Consider the following 17,298-nt stretch of genomic DNA (forward strand, 5'->3'; position numbering starts at 1 on the left):
GTCCAGTTCTCCGATCATTCGATTGTCTGATCACGTTTCTCTGATCATGTTGGAGTCCCCACGATGACCGTCATCCCCGCCAAAACCGTCGCCAACCTGCGGGACCTCGGCGGCACCCCGCTCGCCGGTGGCCGCAGCGTCCGGCCGGGCCTGGTGCTGCGCTCCGGCCAGCTCGACCGGCTCGACCTCGACGTCGACCGGGCGGTGGCCGCGCTGGGCATCGGCACCGTCATCGATTTCCGCAGCGGCCCGGAGCGCGGCGAACACCCCGACCGGATGCCGCCCGGCGCCCGGCTGCTCATAGCCGACGCCCTGGCCGACAAGATGACGGCCGACGCCGGGGGCGACGGCGGCCCCGGGAAGATTCCCGCCGCCCACCTCAAGGACCTCCTGTCCGACCCGGCGGTGGCCGAGGAGCACCTGGGCGGCGGCAAGGTGCGGGCCCTGTTCATCAGCCTCTACGGCTCGCTGGTGAGCTCCGCCTCCGCGCAGTCCGCGTACCGTCTGCTGCTCACCGAGCTCGCCGACCCGCGGTCCGGGCCGCTGCTCTTCCACTGCACGGCGGGCAAGGACCGTACGGGCTGGGGCGCGACCGTGATCCTGTCGCTGCTCGGCGCCGACGACGAGACGCTGATGGCCGAGTACCTGTCGGTCAACCCGGCGGTGCGGATCGCCTTCGGCCCGATGATCGAAGGCTTCACGGCGGCCGGCGGGGACCCGGACATCGCGCTGTCGCTGATCGGCGTCTTCCCCTACTACCTGGAGGCCGCGCTCGACGAGGTGAACACGCGTTACGGCTCGATGGAGAAGTACGTGCGCGAGGGTCTGGGCGTCCCCGACGAGACGGTCGAGGCACTGCGCGCCCGCCTCGTCGTCTGAGCCCTGCGGCGGGACCTCGTCGGCCCGGCGGGCCGACCCGTGCGGGCCGACCCGTGCGGCCCCTCCCGGAGGACCGGCCCGAACATGCGCGCTGGGACCCGGTGACCATCCGACCATTCGCTCGTTCTGCTGAACGTGACTGCGCCGGATACCGCCACCCGCCCCCTCCCACCCGATGTCGAGCAGGCCGAGGCCGCCATCGTCGAGCACTATCCGCGGCTGGTGCGGCTGGCCTACCTGGTGCTGCCGCCCGCCCTCGGACGCAATCGGCGGGTCCTCACCGCCCACTCGCTGGCCCAGCGCGCCCTGCCGCGCGGGCGGCGGGCCGGGGTGGCCGCCGCGCAGGCCGCGGTGCAGGGCGGGGTTCCGGGGCAGCGCGGCGGGGCGGGGCCCGAGTCCGGGTACGCGTACGTACGCCTGCGCGTGCTGCGCTCCGCGCTGGAGGCGGGGGTCCCGCTGACGTTCCGCGCGCTGCCCCGGCGGGCGCAACTGCCGCCGCTGCTCCCCCAGGTGTGGGGGCTGCGGCTGTTCCCGCGCTCGGGCGGGGCCGAGGAGCTGGCGCTCGACCAGTGGCTGGCCACCCTCGACGGGCCGGGCCGGGCCGCGTGCGTCCTGCGGGCGCTGGAGCGGCTGCCCGAACCCGAGGTGCTGCGGGTGCTGACCGAGGCGGGGGTGGCCAACCCGGCCGCCGCCGTGGCGGAGTCCGGGGATCCGTCCACCGACGAGCTGTTCGCCTCCCCCGAGTTCGACCCCTGCGTGCTCCAGGCGCGGCCCACCGACCTGCTGCGCCGCCGCCGTCTCGTGCGGGCCGGGATCGCCGCCGGGATCGCCCTCGCGGTGTGCGGGGTGCTGCTGTCCCTGCCCGGCGGCGGGTGGGGGGCCGACGGGGCGGCCGCCCCGATCTACGCGAAGAACGCGGCGGCGGAGCAGGCCCTGGATCCCGGGCAGCTGGTCCGGGTGGCCCCCACGGTCTGGCGCACGTCCTCCCGTACCGACTACTCCGGCTGGCCCGCGCGCGGCGACCGCGTCGACGACACCGCGCTGTTGCGGCGGGCGCTGGCCGTCTGGGCCCGGCCGGGCCGCACGGTCGTGGTCTCCGCCACGCCCGGGACCCCGTCCGGACCGCCGATGGGGCCCCCGCAGCTGCTGTTCGCCGGTACCGTCGACCAGGCCGTGGTGGTGCTGCTGTACGACGGCCTGCGCGTGGCGCGGTACGCCGAACCGCGCTCCGGCACCGACATCGCCGCCCTCGACTTCGCCCGGACCGACGGCGCCTCGGCGGACACGGCGGCGGCCCTGGTGCTCAGCCGCGTCGACGGCAACGTCCGCTATCTGACGGCTCCTTGGGTGACGGGCGCGGCGCAGCGGGACCTGCTGAAGCCGGGGGGCGCGCCGGCGGAGCTCAAGCTGACTCCGGACGGGATCACTCCGCCGGTGCCGAGTCCCGCCCCGGACGGCACCTGTACGAGCTGGAACGCCCTGGCCGTGACCGGTGACGGGGCGACCCGGCTGATCACCGACCTGGGCGAGCTGACCCCGGCCCGGCTGACCTCGGGGGCGCCCGGCGCCGAGCGGAACGTCACGGAGGGCGCGGAGCTGGGCGACTGGTCGCGGATCGCGTGCCTGCTGCCCTCGGTGCGCTCGCACGGGGTCCGTACGGTCAACGCGTGGACGTACGCGAAGCAGCCGCTGCCGGAGGGCGACGGCACGGCGACGTGGCTGTGCACCCGGGCGGAGACCTGGCAGGGCACGGCGGACCGGGTGCAGGCGCAGTTCCTGGCCCCGGGCGCGCCGCTGGCGGCGCAGGCGGCGAAGGCGGAGGGCTCGCCGGCGTGCGGGCCGCGGGAGCCCCGGGTGCTGGCCGGTGTGCTGTGGAAGTCGAAGGCCGGGCAGTGGTACGTACTGGCCGCGGGCAGTGCGCAGTTCGCTTCACTGACCGTGGGCGGTGGCCAGGTGAGCGGTGTCGCGGTGGGCAACCGGCTGGCGGTGAAGGCTCCGGCGGGGGCGCAGGTGGAACTGACGGGCAAGCTCACGGACGGCTCGGAGGCGGGGGTGTTGAGGTAGTCCCGGCCCGGCGCCGCGAGGGAGTCCCGGCCCGGCGCCGGGACGAGTCCCGTCCCGGCTCCGGGGGGCGAAGGAAGTGACGGTAGAGGGGTTTCCCTCCCCTCTACCCATCAGTACATTGACGCCATGTCTAATACGCCGCCCGCGTCGCCCGCCCCCGTGGCGTCCGAACACATAGATCTGAAGGCCCGCAACGTGTCCTTCTCCTGGGAGGACACCCCGCTCCACTGGCTGCCCGGCGACCCCTTCGCCAACCACACCATCAACGTGCTGCACCTGCTGCTCCCGGCGGGCGAGCGCTGGTTCGTGCACGTCTACAAGCAGGTGCTCCCGTACATCACGGACGAGCGACTGCGCGAGGACGTCGTGGGGTTCATCGGCCAGGAGGCCATGCACGCGAGCGCGCACGACGACGTGCTCCCGCACCTGAAGCGGCTGGGCCTGGACCCCACGCCCTACACGGCGCAGATCGACTGGCTCTTCGAGAAGCTGCTCGGCGACCGGACGCTGCCGCCGGGGAGGCCCCGCAGGTGGTGGCTGATGGAGCGGGTGGCGATGATCGCCGCGATCGAGCACTACACGGCCTTCCTGGGCAACTGGGTGCTCAACGCCGACGAACTGGACCGGCGCGGCGCGGACCCGGTGATGCTGGACCTGCTGCGCTGGCACGGCGCGGAGGAGGTGGAGCACCGGTCGGTGGCCTTCGACCTGTTCATGCACCTGGACGGCAACTACCGCCGCCGGGCGCGCACCTGGGCCACGGCCTTCACGGCGCTGGTCTTCCTGTGGCAGCGCGGATCGCGCTACTTCATGGAACACGACCCCGGACTCCCGCCCGGGTCCAAGGCCTCGGTGGGCCAGTTCTACCGCTCGGGCCGCAGGGGGACCCTGCCCTCCACGGGCGCGATGCTGAAGTCGATCCCGACCTACCTCTCGCGCACCTACCACCCCTCGCAGGAGGGTTCCACGGCGCAGGCCGTCGCCTACCTGGCCTCCTCCCCCGGCGCGAACGGCGGTGCCCGCGGATGAGGCGCGCCCTCAAGGTGACCGCGCTCGCGGGCGCCGCCTGGCTGGCGAAGCGCGCGATCGGCCGGCGCATCGACTCCGGATCGCCCCTCTGGCCGCTGCCCGCCCTGGAGACCCCGGTCTCGGGGTACTCGCCGCGCCGGTGGATCCCGGCGCTGATCGTCTCCCGTACGGAGCCGGCGGACGGGGTGCTGTCCCTGACCCTGGAATCGGCGGAGCTCCCGGAGTGGGCCCCGGGTGCGCACCTGGACGTGCAGCTCCCGTCGGGGCTGGTCCGCCAGTACTCCCTGTGCGGCGACCCCGCCGACCGGGGCCGCTACACGATCGCGGTCCGGCTCGTGGAGGACGGCCGCGGCGGCTCGCGCGAGGCGCACGCCCAGCTGGTGGAGGGTGCGGAGCTCCCGGTCCGGCCGCCCCGCAACCGCTTCCCCCTCGTCCCCTCCCCGTCCTACGCGTTCGTCGCGGGCGGGATCGGCATCACCCCCGTCCTCCCGATGCTCCGGGCGGCGACGGCGGCGGGCGCGGACTGGACCCTGGTCTACGGGGGCCGCTCGCGGGCCTCGATGCCCTTCCTGGGCGAACTCGCGCGGTTCGGGGACCGGGTCACGGTGGTCCCCGAGGACGAGGCGGGCCTCCCCGGCCTGAGCGGGCTCGGCGCGCTCGGCCCGGACACGCTGGTCTACTGCTGCGGCCCGGCCCCCCTGATGGCGGCGGTCGAGGCGGCCGCGCCGGCGGGCACCCCGGTCCACTTGGAGCGGTTCGCCGCGGCGGCCGCGGGCGGGGACTCGAAGCCGTTCACGGTGGAACTGCGCCGCTCGGGGCGGGTCGTGGAGGTGGCGGCGGCGGAATCGGCCCTGACCGCCGTCCGCCGGGAGCTCCCCAACACCCCGTACTCCTGCGAGCAGGGCTTCTGCGGCACCTGCCAACACCGGGTCCTGGCAGGGGACATCGACCACCGCGACACCCTCCTCACGGACGGCGAACGCGAGGACTCCATGCTCCTGTGCGTCTCCCGCGCGGCCTCGGAGCGCCTGGTCCTCGACCTGTAGGCGGCCCCGACGGGGGTGCGCAGTATGGTGTCCGCATGACAACCGGGGTGCGGCGCAGGATGGGTGTCGAGGAGCGGCGGCAGCAGCTGATCGGGGTGGCGCTGGAGCTGTTCAGCCACCGGTCCCCCGACGACGTCTCCATCGACGAGATCGCGGCGGCCGCGGGCATATCGCGGCCGCTCGTCTACCACTACTTCCCCGGCAAGCTGAGCCTGTACGAGGCGGCGCTGCGGCGGGCGGCCGACGAGCTCGCGCTGCTCTTCGTGGAGCCCCGTGAAGGGCCGCTCGGGGCCCGGTTGCTCCGGGTCATGGGGCGGTTCTTCGCCTTCGTCGACGAGCACGGGCCCGGCTTCTCGGCGCTGATGCGGGGCGGTCCGGCGGTCGGCAGCAGCCGGGCCAACGCGATGATCGACGAGGTGCGGCAGGCGGCGTACGAGCAGATCCTCTCGCACCTGGGCGTCGACCTGCAGGCCCCGCCCGCCCGGCTGGAGCTCGTGGTGCGGTCGTGGGTGTCGCTGGCCGAGTCGACGGCGCTGATCTGGCTGGACGGCCGGCGGATCCCGCGCGCCGAGCTGGAGTTGCAGCTCGTGCACGATTTCGCGGCGCTGGCCGCGGTGAGCGCCGCCTACGACGCGGAGATGGCGGGCATCCTCGTACGGATCCTCGTGGACGAGCCCGCCGACGGGCCGTTCGGGGAACTGGTGGGACGGCTGGTGGCCCTGGTGCCCACGGGACCCAGCCCCACGGGATCCAGCCCTTCCGGACCCAGCCCCTCCGGACCCAGCCCCACGGAATCCGGCCCCTCGGTGCCCGGTCCGCGTTGATCGACCGTCCTTGATCGAATAGCGCGCAATAATGCCCGCGTGATCATTGACGACGGGATCGTGTTCCGGCAGGCCGAGGAGAAGGACGCCGGCACACTGGTGGCCCTGTACGACCAGGCCGCCCGCTGGATGGCCGCGCACGGGATCGAGCAGTGGAAGCCCGGGGAGAAGGACGCCGCGCACTTCCGGGCGGTCATGCGCGCGGGCGAGGTGTGGATCGCCTCGGACGGCAACGGGCACGCCGTCGGGGCCTACGAGCTGTGGTGGTCCGACGAGGAGGCCTGGGGCATCCAGCCTCCCGTGGCCGGCTACGTGCACCGCCTCATGGTCGAACGCGAGGCCGCGCCCGCCGGGGCCGGCCGGCGGCTGCTCGAACACTTCGAGCGGCGGATCGCCAGGACCGGCCGCGAACGGGCGCGGCTGGACTGCGTCTCCACCAACCCCCGGCTGCTCGCGTACTACCGTGAAGCGGGCTACCGGGTGGTCGGGGAGTTCCCCCACAAGGAGGACGGGAACGGTCGGGTGTACGGGGTGATCCTGCTGGAGAAGCGGCTGGATCAGCTCACTCTGGTCAACTCGGCCTGAGCCGCCCCCGCACCGTCATCCCCGCTTGAAGACCGCCGCCGTGCGGGCCGGGACGGCGAACTCCCCCTTCGCCGGGTCGTACGCCGCCTGCCGGACCACCGGGTCCGTGCCCGAGGCCTGGACCGGGTGGAGGGCGTAGGCCGTGCCCGTGAGGGCCGGGACCCGCTGGGTCTGGGCGGTGGGGGCCGCGTTGAAGACCACCACCAGGTCGCCCAGGGCCATCGTGATCACGCCCGGGGTCTCCTGGGGCCCCGAGAGCGGGAAGGCCAGCTTCGCCTGGACCGCCTCGGCGGTGGTGAGGGCGAAGGACGGTTCCGTCGTACGGATCTTCAGCAGGTCCCGGTACGCGGACGAGGCGCCGCCGATCTCCGCGCAGCCGGGTGCGGGCGCTGCCAGCAGGGGCTTCGCGTAGGGCCACTTCGCGCGGTTGTCGGCCGCCGGGGGCAGGCCGCGGCCGAAGCCGTTGCCGTCCCCGCAGTTCCAGTGGATGGCGTTGAACCAGTCCCCGCTGTCGTAGGAGTTGCGGTCCAGGGACTTGGAGCGGAGCAGGTCCGTGCCCGCCTGGGAGAGGGCCGGGCCCTGGGAGAGGGCGGCCACGGACATGGCCAGGACCTGGGCGCGGGCCCGGTCGGACGGCGAGGTGCCCTCCGGGAGCTTGAAGGCCAGGGCGTCGAAGAGCGTCTCGTTGTCGTGGGCGTCGACGTACGCGAGCGCGTCGCCGGGAGCTGCCGCGTACCCGGCCGGGGCTCCGTTGTAGTCCACCTCGGAGCCCTTGACCGCGCGTCCGGTGGAGTCCGTGAAGGCGTACGCGGCGAGGTTGCCGGTCAGTCCGACCTTGATCAGGTCCTGGTCGTGGAGGAGCCGCACGCGCTGCTGCTCCGGGGTGCCGTTCGCCGGGGCGGTGTTGGGGGCGGTGAACAGGCCGGAGGCGAAGCCCTGGACGCGCGGGTCCTCGTCGAAGGGTCCGCCGCCGCGGACCGCGTCGCGGGCGCGGTCGGAGAAGGTGGCGATGCCGGTGCCGGCCATGTTCCGCTGCGTGGCCTGGACGAAGCGGGCGTCGTCGGCGACCTCGCCGAAGTTCCAGCCCTCCCCGTAGAGGACGATCTTCTTCCCGTCGACCCCGTCCTTCTGGGGCGTCAGCGCGTCGAGGGCGGCGCGCACGGCCAGGATGTTGGCCTTCGGGTGGTGGCCCATGAGGTCGAAGCGGAAGCCGTCGACCTTGTACTGCTTGGCCCAGGTGACCACCGAGTCCACGACGAGGCGGCCCATCATGGCGTTCTCGGGGGCGGTGTTGGCGCAGCAGGTGGAGGTGGCGACGGAGCCGTCGGCCAGCAGCCGCTGGTAGTAGCCGGGGACGATGCGGTCGAGCACCGACTTGTCGGACTGGCCGGCGGCCACGGTGTGGTTGTAGACCACGTCCATGACCGTGCGCAGGCCCGCGCCGTTCAGGGACTGCACCATGCGGCGGAACTCCACCGTGCGGGCCGTGCCGTTCGGGTCGCTCGCGTACGAGCCCTCGGGGACCGTGTAGTGCAGCGGGTCGTAGCCCCAGTTGTACGCGTCCTTCGCGGCCGCGGCGGACACGCAGGCCTGCTGCTCCTCGGAGTCGGGGGCGTAGACCTTCAGGTCGCAGGCGGGCTCGGTGCGGTCCTCGGGCTTCTCGGGGATGGTGCCGATGTCGAAGGCGGGCAGGAGGTGGACGTACGAGGTTCCGGCGGCGGCCAGGTCGCGCAGGTGGCGCATGCCCGCCGAGGCGGTGTCCGAGAAGGCCAGGTACTGACCGGGGTGGGCGCTGGTGCGGTCGGCGACCGAGAAGTCGCGGATGTGCAGCTCCTGGATCTGCGCGGACGTGAAGGGGACGGGCGCGGGCTTCTTCAGCTCGCGCCAGCCGGCCGGGGCGAGCTTCGGATCGGTGAGGTCCACGGCCAGGCTGTACGCGGAGTCCGTGGTCAGCGCGGTGGAGTACGGGTCGGTGACCAGGTTGCGGACCACCTGTCCGGTGCTGGGGGCCCAGACGGTGACGGCGTAGCGGTAGCGCTTGCCGGTCCAGTCGCGTTCACCGCGCACCGACCAGACGCCGGTGGTGTCGTCGCGGCGCATGGCGACGGTGCGGCCGCCGTCGAGTTCGAGGGTCACCTGCTGGGCGGTCGGGGCCCAGACGGAGAGGGTGGGGCGGCCGTCCTTGAAGACGGGGCCGAGGGCGGCCTGCGTCGTGTAGAGGTCGTCGAGGACCCCGGCGAGCTGGACGCCGGTGGCTGCGAGGACGGCGCCGTTGGCGGCGCGGGCACTGGCCACGAGCTGGCCGCGCAGGGCTTCGCGGACGCGGTCCCGGTCGCGCGGGTCGACCGTGAAGGCGGCGTACGCGGCCAGGTGCGGGTACTTCTCCTTCTGGGCGGCGGTCAGCTCGGTCTTGGCCAGGCGCAGCCACTGGGCCCGGCCGGTCAGGGTGCCGTTCTCGGCCTTGACGGCGCCTTCGCGGGAGGCGAGGAGCTGGAGGGAGGCCGCGGCGGGCGGGGCGTTCCAGGCGACGGTGTCGCGGTCGATCCAGACGGCCTGGGCCTTGGTGAGGTCCAGGGCGGCGGCGCTGCCGGCGGGCTGCGGCAGGAGGTACTTCTCCTTGCCGCCCAGCATCCACACCTCGTGCCCGTTGCTCTTCAGGTCGAGGGACTGGTCGGACGGGAGGTCCTTCTCGTCGCCCTTGTGGAGGATGTAGCTGAGGCTGGTGGCTCCGGCGGCGAGGGGGACCTCGTAGACGGCGCCGTAGGAGTCGGTGCGGGTGGGGAGGATCGGCTTGGACCAGTCGGTGGGCGTCGCCGCGCCGGTCCAGACGTGCAGGCCCCAGCCCTCGTAGGCGCCGTCGGGGCGCTGGTAGTGCAGGACCGCCTTCGACTGGTCCTGCGGCGGGTGGGCGGGGCGGTCGGTGCGGGCGGGCTCCTTGCCCTGCTCCAGCCAGATCTCGCCGGTCTTCGTCACGTCGATGGTGCGGTCGGCGGCGACGTCCTTGGTGCCGTCCTTGTCGATGACGAGGTATCCGACGCTGCTCGCGCCGGGCTTGAGGCGCACGTAGGCGAAGGCGCCGTAGGCGTCGCGGCCGGTGAAGTCGTGCCCGGCGGGCCAGGGGGTGGCTTCGCCCTCCGCGATGTCGCCCCAGGCGAACAGGCGCCAGTTCGCGTAGTCGCCGTCGGGGCGGTTGTAGTGGACGATCGCGTAGTCGCGCTGGGTGGCGGTGGGGACCTCGGCGGGCGGGGTCTGCCCCGCGGCCGACGCGGCGAGGGCGCTCGCGGTGCGGCCGAGCGAGTCGACGACCACGGCCTTGTAGCGCAGCGGGGTGCCGGCGGCCACGTCGGCGTCGATGAACTGGGTGACCTTGTACGGGGCGTGGTCGGCGGAGCCGAGGACCCGCCACTTGTCCGTGCCGGTCTGGGCGGCGAAGACGACCCGGCTCAGGGGGTCGCCCGAGACCTCGGCCGACAGCTCGACGGTGCCGGTGGCGCCGGGGGCCGGGGCCTTGAGGGTGAGGGCCGGCTCGGCGGTGGGCTTGGCGGCCGGGGCGATCGCCTGGAGGACGGCGGAGCCGAGGGCCGGGACGGGGACGGTCAGCTTGCCGGCGGCCGAGGAGCGGAGCAGCGCGGTGCCTCCGTAGAGGGTGCGGTACTGGGAGCCGGCCGGGGCGTCGAGTTCGATGGTGCGGGGCTCGGTGGCGTTGTTGGCCGCGACCAGGTACTCGGTGCGCGTGCGGGTGTCGGTGCGGGCGAAGGCGTAGGCCGAACCGTTGGAGAAACGTTCACTCTGGACGCCGTCCCGGAGCGCCGGGTGGTCCTTGGTCAGCTTCGCGAGAGCACTGATCTGTTTGTAGAGCGGGTGCTCCGGATCGTAAGCATCGCTCGCGTGTGTGCGCACCGTTCCGAGCTGGTCGTCGTCCAGGTAGTCGGCCGCCCGGGAGGCGAAGAGGGGCTGGCGGGCGTCCTTGTCCCCGCCCGCGCCGGTGAAGCCCTGCTCGTCGCCGGAGTAGATCACCGGATTGCCCCGGGACAGGAACATCAGCTCGTTGGCCAGCCGGTACCGGTCCAGCAGCTCCTGCTCCCCCGCCCCCGGCCGGTCCTGCTTCAGGAAGGTCCCGAAGCGGCCCATGTCGTGGTTGCCGAGGAAGGTGACCTGCTCGTAGGCGTTCGCCTTGTCGGTGGTGTACCGGTAGTCGTCGCCGAAGACGGAGGCCAGCCGCCCGGCCTCCGCGCCCTGGGCGGCGTACGAGCGGATCGCCTCCTGGAGCGGGAAGTCGAGGGTGGCGTCCAGCCGGCCCCGGGTCACGTACGGGGAGGTGATCGCGGTGTCGGCGGAGTAGACCTCGCCGAACATGAAGAAGTCCTTGCGGCCCTGCCGGGCGGCGTACGCGTCGAGGGCGGTGGCCCACTGGGTCCAGAAGCCGGTGTCGACGTGCTTGACGGTGTCGACCCGGAAGCCGTCGACGTCGAACTCCTCGACCCACTTCTCGTAGATCTTCTCCATCCCCTCCACCACCTCGGGACGCTCGGTCCACAGGTCGTCGAGGCCGAAGAAGTCGCCCTGGTCGGAGGATTCGCCGGCGAAGGTGGAGTCGCCCCGGTTGTGGTACATCGTCGGGTCGTTGAGCCAGGCCGGGACCTTCAGGTTCTTCTTCGCCGCGGGGACGAACGGGGTACGGGGGAAGGAGTCGCCGTCGGTCTTCGGGAACTTCCCCCGGCCCCCGGAATAGTCGGAGTCCTCGAACGGCACGCCGTCCTTGGTCAGGTACGGGAAGGCGCCCTTGGACAGGTACCCGTAGGACGCCTCCCGGTAGTCCACGACGTCGGCGGTGTGGTTGGTGATGACGTCGAAGAAGACCTTCATCCCCTTCCCGTGCGCCTTGTCGATCAGCCGCTCCAGATCGGCGTTGGTCCCGAAGTGCGGGTCGACCTGGGTGAAGTCGGTGATCCAGTATCCGTGGTAGCCGGCCGAGGCGTCCTTGCCCGTCCCCTGCACCGGCTGGTTCTTGAAGATCGGCGCCATCCAGATGGCCGTGGTGCCGAGCCCCTTGATGTAGTCCAGCCGGTCGGTGATCCCCTTGAGGTCCCCGCCCTGGTAGAAGCCCTTGTCCGTCGGGTCCAGGCCGGTCTCCAGCCGGGAGCCGGTCAGCCCGCCCCGGTCGTTGCGCGGGTCGCCGTTCGCGAACCGGTCCGGGAGCACGAAGTAGAACTGCTCCCGGGTCAGGTCGTGCCGTGCGGACTCGGCGGCCAGCTTGGCGTCGGACGGCGGGGCCGGTGGCGCTTTGGCGGCGGCCGCCGCGGCGGCGGGCAGGGCGGGCAGGAGCGTCACGGCCAGGGTGGCGGCGAGCACTCCCGCGGCGCCGGCGAGGGCGGGGCGTATCAAGGCGGATCTCCTCGGGTGCGGGACGGGGTGGGGCGGGAGGGTCAGTTGCGCCAGGTGTCGGTCAGCGTGACCTTGCCGTTGGCGGGGACCGTGGCGGAGCGGTTGGCTCCGCTCTCCCAGGTGACGTTCCCGGCGGCGTCCTTGCGGACGTACTTGTACGCGAAGACCGTGCCGGGCGGGAGCGTGACGTCGAGCTTCCAGACGGGGTAGGCGGCCGGGTCGAGCTTGAGCGCGGCGCCGGTGTTCCAGCTGCCGAGCTCGGCGCGGTCACCGGTGACGTAGACGTTCTGGCCGACGACGGTGGTGGCGTTGACGGCGAAGGAAGCACCGGCGGTGGCGGGGGTGGACGTCGGGGTGGGAGTGGGGCTGGGGGTGGAAGTGGCTCCGCACCCGCGGGCGCCGACGTGCAGGGCGACGGCCGTCCCGGCGCCGAGGGTGGCGGTGAACCGCCCGCCGGAGTCCACGGTGACCGTGCGGCCGCTCTGCACGTCGCAGTAGTCGCCGCCCGCGAGGGAGGTCTGGAACGTCCGGGTCAGCGCCGAGGACTCGTGGTTGATGGCCACGTACGCCTTGGCGCCCCGACCGAAGGCGATGCGATCCCCGCCGTTGTCCCACCAGTCGGTGACGGCCTGGCCGCGCGCGGAGTTGCGGAAGCCGACCATGGAGGAGATCTCCCGCCAGGCGTGCTGGCACTTCCACCCGTCGGCGTAACAGGCGCTCACCGCACCACCGTTGGGCGGGCCGGCATCCCGGTCGGTCCACTCGTAGCCGGAGTGCACGTCGGGCGACCCGTAGGGCCACGCCAGCATGAAGACGCTCGCGAGCGTGTAGGAGGACCCGTCCTTGTAGCTGAGGGTGTCACCGCCGCGCTCGGTGTCGTGGTTGTCGACGAAGACGGCGGACTGGCCGGAGGGCATGTGCCCCCACGCCTCCCCGAAGTTCTTCAGGTAGGCGAGGTTCTCGCCCTGGAAGATGCGCTTGAGGTCCCGCGCGTAGCGGAACTCCTGCACGTCCCCGCTCCCGAGGTACTCGCTCGGCGAGACGGCCTCGCCCGCCCCGTGGATCGCCTCCAGCTTCCAGTAGGCGTTGGGGTTCGACATCCGCGACTTGATGTTGGCGAGGTCGGCGGCGGGCATGTGCTTGGCGGCGTCGATCCGGAAGCCGTCGACGCCGAGGGAGAGCAGGTCGTTGAGGTAGCCGGCGATGCGGCCGCGCACGTAGTCCTCACTCGTGTCCAGGTCGGCGAGCTGGACGAGCTCGCAGTTCTGGACGTTCCCGCGGTCGCCGTAGTTCGATATCGAGGACCGGCAGTCGTCCATGTCGCCGCCGGAGTAGATGCCGGGGTAGTTGTACTTCGTGTACGAACTCCCGCCCGTCCCGGTCCCGTCCGCCGCCGCCATGTGGTTGATGACGGAGTCGGCGACGACCTTCACACCGGCGGCGTGACAGGCGTCGACCATGGCCTTGAAGGCGGTCCGGTCACCCAGCCGCCCGGCGATCTTGTAGCTGACGGGCTGGTACGAGGTCCACCACTGACTGCCCTGGATGTGCTCCTGCGGGGGCGACACCTGGACGTAGCCGTACCCGGCGGGCCCGAGGCTCTCCGCACAGGCCTTGCCCACGGCATCGAACCGCCACTCGAACATGACGGCGGTGACGTCCTTCTCACCCGGCGCGGCGGCCACGGCCGGCTGGGCGGACCCCCCTACGACGGCGAGGGCGGCCACGGCGGTGACGGCGGATACGGAAAGCAGCGCGGCGGCGGCTCTGACGGCGCGAGCACGGGTTGACATGCGGTGTTCCTCCTGGCGGAGAGGCACGGACCGGGTGGGGACCGGTCACGGCCGAGTTGGGGATTGCAGCGACCGTAGGTGCCAGGCGGAACGGCTGCAAGACCTTGCGCAAGAGATTGCAGAATTGTTTCCGGACGGAGTCGGGGGCGGGGGCACTTGGGCTGCGGGCCGGCCGGTGGCTGCGTGGGTGCCGGGCGGCGTCCCGGCAGTCGAGCGTCCTTCCGTGGTGGGACGGTCCGTCAAGGGCGCTCCTACGTCGCGTCGCTGCGCGATGGCCTTCGGCCACCCTTGACGGACCGTCCCACCAAGGAAAAACACAAGACTCCCGGGATCCCCCCGGGGAATGGCCGGGGGGAGGAGTAGGGAGGAGCGGCCCCGTCTGAGATGCCCGCGCCCGCCCCGGCCGGTGGTCATCCGCACACGGCCCCGGCAGGACCGGAAAGCTGAGCCGGAACGGACGCGCGGGGCGATCAGAGCATCCAGGACCGGGCGCCCGGACACCCTTCCTGTGACCGTCGACCGCCACCACGAGCGAGAGGTGGATGAGAAGACCCTCAGGGCCGGTGGGCGCGACAGATCGCTACACGCTCCCACTCGGCTTAGTGGCTACCGACCGTCTGTGGCCGGACAGGGGACAGGCACCCCAGCGGACCAGAAAACGCATTGGCCGGTGGCCACCGAGGTGCAACGATGCGTCTGTTTCCCACCGGGAGGGGTCCTTGTTCGTTTTCGTCTGCGCGAGGTGTGATGCCGAGCTGACCGTCCCTTTGTCGCAGGTCTGTCTCCCTGTCCATGCCCATCAGAAGTACGGGAACGGGGCCCGGATGCCGGTACTCATGGAGCCGGGGACGTTCGCCGTGTCGCCGGAGCCCTGGGGCCAGCCTTGGCGACCGCTTGATCGATCCGGCGGAGGGGCTGAGGCCCGCGGAATCCACGCACCGGCCCACGCACAGACCTCGGCCGAGACGATCGTGATCGCACCCGGAGACACCCGCGGTACGCGACTGATGCCCGAGAGGCACAGCGGTTCCTGTTGCGGGCTCGACGGGAGTGACGGCCCCAACCTGGCCTGCCTGACGTGCGGGTTGGCCGTGGCGAGCAGAATCGACGACTGCTCGCTCTGGCAAGCGGTGTGGCTCGCTCCAGACGCCGTGCGCCGCCTCCTCGTCGACGGTGTCGACGCCGAACCGCCTTCCTGGGAGGAACTGCTGGAGGAAGGGGAGGGCATACCCCCGTACGAGCCGATTGGCAGATGGGGAGGATACGGAGGGAGGCTCGGGTTGGACCACTACTGGTCGTGGAGTCCGCACTGGGAGGCCGCGGCCGGCCAAGCGCTCGCCCACCTGCTGTCAGCCTCCGAAGGGCGCCCGGTGAAGGTTCCGAGCGGCCTTGTCGCGGACGTGTTCCAACGCGCCCTCGACGCACTGCTTCCGACGGGACCGCCGATGCGGCGCGCCGTCCTTGCCGGACCGGGACAGCCTGCGCCCGACGCATCCATGGACATCCTGATCGTCCCGGTCCATCCGCAGACGGGTCTGCCGTGGACACCCACCGGCCTGGCCGCATCGGCCCACCTGGTGCCGGTGCCGCTGGGGGTGTGGCTGTGGATGGCCCTTCCGCCGCCCTACCTACCCGTTCCCGCCTCGGGCCGCATGCCCCACGACGCCCTCCGCGACGATCCACTTCCACCGCGCCCCAACTGCCTGTTCCAGCCGGACCAAAAAGCCTTCCGGCACGCCCTGGCCCGGCTACCGGCCGTGCGCAGCCCATGGCTGCGCACGATCGTCGGGAACCTCCCGCAGCACTGGTCAGCCGGCCTCTTCTAGCCTTGCCCCGGTCCACCACCATCTCCACGGCTGTCTCGGCGGTGTCAGCCTCGCCCACAGATTCCCCCTGGACTGCCAAGCCCCCACCCCGTCGCGGGGCTACGCCGTCTTCCGCCGTGCCTGCTGAATCCATGGGAGCGGGGTGTCAGATCCATGCATCGAGCGACGGAGCGCATGGCGAAAACACCTCGAGGCCGTCCAGCACAACGGCCCTTCTCGGCCCTCGGGTATCCGAAGGGGGGTGCTCTCGTGCGTCCGGGGTCAGTCCAGCGGGAGTGCCTGGTGCGCGGCCACGATGGCGTCGATGCGGTGTGCGAGGTCGAAGTCCGCGTGGGTCAGGCGGTGGCCGGCATCATGCGTGGTGATCGACGCGCGCAGACTGTCGATGCGGAGGTCCAGGTCAGCATGGTGCTGGATACGTCGGGACCGGTCCGCGATGGTCACGATCGCGGCGACGGCCGCGTGGTAGCGGATCTCGTAGGTTCGGGTGATCTCATCGCCCTTGCGCTCCCACCCCGGCAGCCCGGCCAGGTGCTCGGCGATCGCCTCGTCGGACAACGGCTTCGGTACACCCATGTCAGCTCCCCTCGTTCACGGGCGCCAGGACCTCCGCGACGTCCCGGCCTACCGGAGCATCGTGCCACGGCCTCATCTCCCGCTCCAGCGCGTGCAGTTCGCGCAGCATGCGCGCGGACCGGGTCTCTGTCGCGATCTCTACTGCCGCGCGAGCGATCTCCAGTGCCTGTTCTGGTTCCCGGGCCACGGCGGCCGCCGTGGCGTGCCGGGCGAGGTACACGCCGCGGTCCCTCCGGGCGGTCGCGGGAACCGCGTCCAGGACTTGCGACCACAACGACTCCGCCTCCCGGCCCAGGCCCAGACGGCCGTAGCAGGTGGCTCGCTGCACCTCAAGGTAGCCCGGCGTGCGCCGACAGGCGTTACCCCACGGCAGGTCGTCGTCCACGCGGGCGATGAGCCCACCCGCAGCGTCGATCAGGCGGTCGACGGCGGTCCGGTCACCCGTGAGACTCGCACCGTGGGCCTGCTGTTGCATCGCCATGACCCGTACTTTGGGGACGATGCGACCGTCATCAAGTACCGCCTCGCACAGGTCGATTACGCCGTGCCCGTCACCGAGGTCGGTGCGAACCTGGGCGAGGTTGACGAGTGAGTACCCGACAAGGTGCGGATCCCGGGCGCGGGCCGCGATCTCCTGCGTTACGCCACGCCAGAACGCGGCCGCGCCAAGGTCTCCGGCGTCCTGGTAGAGCCAGCCGACGAGCGCGGCGTATGCGGCACCCACGCGAAGAAGTCCGCGGCGAGTCTCTCCCTTCGCACTGCGGACGAGCTTGTCGATGAGCTGGAACTGCGCGCTGACGGTGCCGACAAGATCATGAGGGCCAAGAAACATGTCGGCGCGGTAGTGACCTTCCAGCTGTTGCTGGAAGTAGTCGATGAGGGCTGGGTCGACATGCTGCGTGGCAACGGGTCCGGGCATGAGCGCGGCCGCCGTGACAGATACGAACGTCCTGCGTTTCACGTCGTCCTCTGGGTGGGCTTCAGGTCGGACACAGCCGACAGGTACTCGGAAACCGAGGTCCTCGGGCCATCGGCCGAGAGCATCGTGCAGCACGGCCGCCGTCTCTTCCGACGGCCAACCCGGGCTGGTGCCTTCCCAACGCCGCCACGTTCGTGCGGACACCTCGTACGAGCGGTCGTCAAGGAACCGCTGCCCGTGAAGGCTGAGTGCCGCCGCAGCGGCGTCCATGCTGCGCCATCCGACCCGAAGTCGGGCCGCCCTGAGCGTGTCGTTTCGGTGGCCCATGGCCCCAGTGTGAGATGTCATCGCGCGTATCCCCGGCCATGGCCG

At 72.0% G+C, this 17,298-nt stretch carries 11 protein-coding genes; 7 read left to right on the plus strand and 4 right to left on the minus strand.

Annotated elements, in window-relative coordinates; genetic code table 11:
• Positions 1 to 63 precede the first annotated feature (63 nt).
• The 6 genes from AC6CKD_RS10875 (at position 64) to AC6CKD_RS10900 (ending at position 6,427) form a co-directional block, all read left to right on the plus strand.
• Complete coding sequence (locus tag AC6CKD_RS10875) at positions 64 to 879, plus strand: tyrosine-protein phosphatase (protein ID WP_498326779.1); 816 nt, start codon at positions 64 to 66, stop codon at positions 877 to 879.
• A 135-nt stretch (positions 880 to 1,014) separates the two neighbouring features.
• Entirely contained in the window at positions 1,015 to 2,943 is a 1,929-nt protein-coding gene (locus AC6CKD_RS10880; RefSeq protein WP_498326781.1) for a hypothetical protein, read from the plus strand.
• Between the two features lie 126 nt (positions 2,944 to 3,069).
• Entirely contained in the window at positions 3,070 to 3,972 is a 903-nt protein-coding gene (locus AC6CKD_RS10885; RefSeq protein WP_498326782.1) for a metal-dependent hydrolase, read from the plus strand.
• On the plus strand, positions 3,969 to 5,018 hold the full coding sequence (locus AC6CKD_RS10890) for a PDR/VanB family oxidoreductase (protein ID WP_498326783.1): 1,050 nt from the start codon (positions 3,969 to 3,971) through the stop codon (positions 5,016 to 5,018). The genes AC6CKD_RS10885 and AC6CKD_RS10890 overlap by 4 nt, the downstream gene beginning before the upstream one ends.
• A 35-nt stretch (positions 5,019 to 5,053) precedes the next feature.
• Positions 5,054 to 5,842 carry a TetR/AcrR family transcriptional regulator gene (locus tag AC6CKD_RS10895; RefSeq protein ID WP_498326784.1) on the plus strand — a complete coding sequence of 263 codons (789 nt, stop codon included), beginning with the start codon at positions 5,054 to 5,056 and terminating at the stop codon, positions 5,840 to 5,842.
• Between the two features lie 39 nt (positions 5,843 to 5,881).
• Positions 5,882 to 6,427, plus strand: a complete 546-nt coding sequence (locus tag AC6CKD_RS10900) for a GNAT family N-acetyltransferase (protein WP_498326786.1) — start codon at positions 5,882 to 5,884, stop codon at positions 6,425 to 6,427.
• 15 nt (positions 6,428 to 6,442) lie between these two features.
• Here AC6CKD_RS10900 and pulA read toward each other — a convergent pair whose 3' ends face one another.
• Positions 6,443 to 11,812 (minus strand): pullulanase-type alpha-1,6-glucosidase, encoded by a 5,370-nt coding sequence (gene pulA, locus AC6CKD_RS10905; protein ID WP_498326787.1) that lies wholly within the window; start codon positions 11,810 to 11,812, stop codon positions 6,443 to 6,445.
• Positions 11,813 to 11,853: 41 nt separating this feature from the next.
• Entirely contained in the window at positions 11,854 to 13,605 is a 1,752-nt protein-coding gene (locus tag AC6CKD_RS10910; RefSeq protein WP_498326789.1) for a carbohydrate-binding module family 20 domain-containing protein, read from the minus strand.
• Between the two features lie 1,091 nt (positions 13,606 to 14,696).
• Between AC6CKD_RS10910 and AC6CKD_RS10915 the strand changes: the two genes are divergently transcribed.
• The gene (locus tag AC6CKD_RS10915) at positions 14,697 to 15,431 is read left to right on the plus strand and encodes a hypothetical protein (protein WP_498326790.1); all 735 of its coding nucleotides are present in this window, start codon (positions 14,697 to 14,699) and stop codon (positions 15,429 to 15,431) included.
• A 261-nt stretch (positions 15,432 to 15,692) separates the two neighbouring features.
• Here AC6CKD_RS10915 and AC6CKD_RS10920 read toward each other — a convergent pair whose 3' ends face one another.
• Both AC6CKD_RS10920 and AC6CKD_RS10925 read right to left on the minus strand, forming a co-directional pair.
• The gene (locus tag AC6CKD_RS10920; protein ID WP_498326791.1) at positions 15,693 to 16,007 is read right to left on the minus strand and encodes a 4a-hydroxytetrahydrobiopterin dehydratase; all 315 of its coding nucleotides are present in this window, start codon (positions 16,005 to 16,007) and stop codon (positions 15,693 to 15,695) included.
• Position 16,008: 1 nt separating this feature from the next.
• Positions 16,009 to 17,274 (minus strand): NsdA family TPR-like regulatory protein, encoded by a 1,266-nt coding sequence (locus tag AC6CKD_RS10925; RefSeq protein ID WP_498326792.1) that lies wholly within the window; start codon positions 17,272 to 17,274, stop codon positions 16,009 to 16,011.
• Positions 17,275 to 17,298: the final 24 nt, after the last annotated feature.

It is taken from the genome of Streptomyces sp. GQ60 (genome assembly GCF_059758875.1).

Bases quoted from the DNA above. Each gene is read 5' to 3' on its own strand.
- AC6CKD_RS10875 (WP_498326779.1), top strand. From the start codon at position 64: ATGACCGTCATCCCCGCCAAAACCGTCGCCAACCTGCGGGACCTCGGC.
- AC6CKD_RS10885 (WP_498326782.1), top strand. From the start codon at position 3,070: ATGTCTAATACGCCGCCCGCGTCGCCCGCCCCCGTGGCGTCCGAACAC.
- AC6CKD_RS10890 (WP_498326783.1), top strand. From the start codon at position 3,969: ATGAGGCGCGCCCTCAAGGTGACCGCGCTCGCGGGCGCCGCCTGGCTG.
- AC6CKD_RS10895 (WP_498326784.1), top strand. From the start codon at position 5,054: ATGACAACCGGGGTGCGGCGCAGGATGGGTGTCGAGGAGCGGCGGCAG.
- AC6CKD_RS10910 (WP_498326789.1), bottom strand. From the start codon at position 13,605: ATGTCAACCCGTGCTCGCGCCGTCAGAGCCGCCGCCGCGCTGCTTTCC.
- AC6CKD_RS10920 (WP_498326791.1), bottom strand. From the start codon at position 16,007: ATGGGTGTACCGAAGCCGTTGTCCGACGAGGCGATCGCCGAGCACCTG.
- AC6CKD_RS10925 (WP_498326792.1), bottom strand. From the start codon at position 17,274: ATGACATCTCACACTGGGGCCATGGGCCACCGAAACGACACGCTCAGG.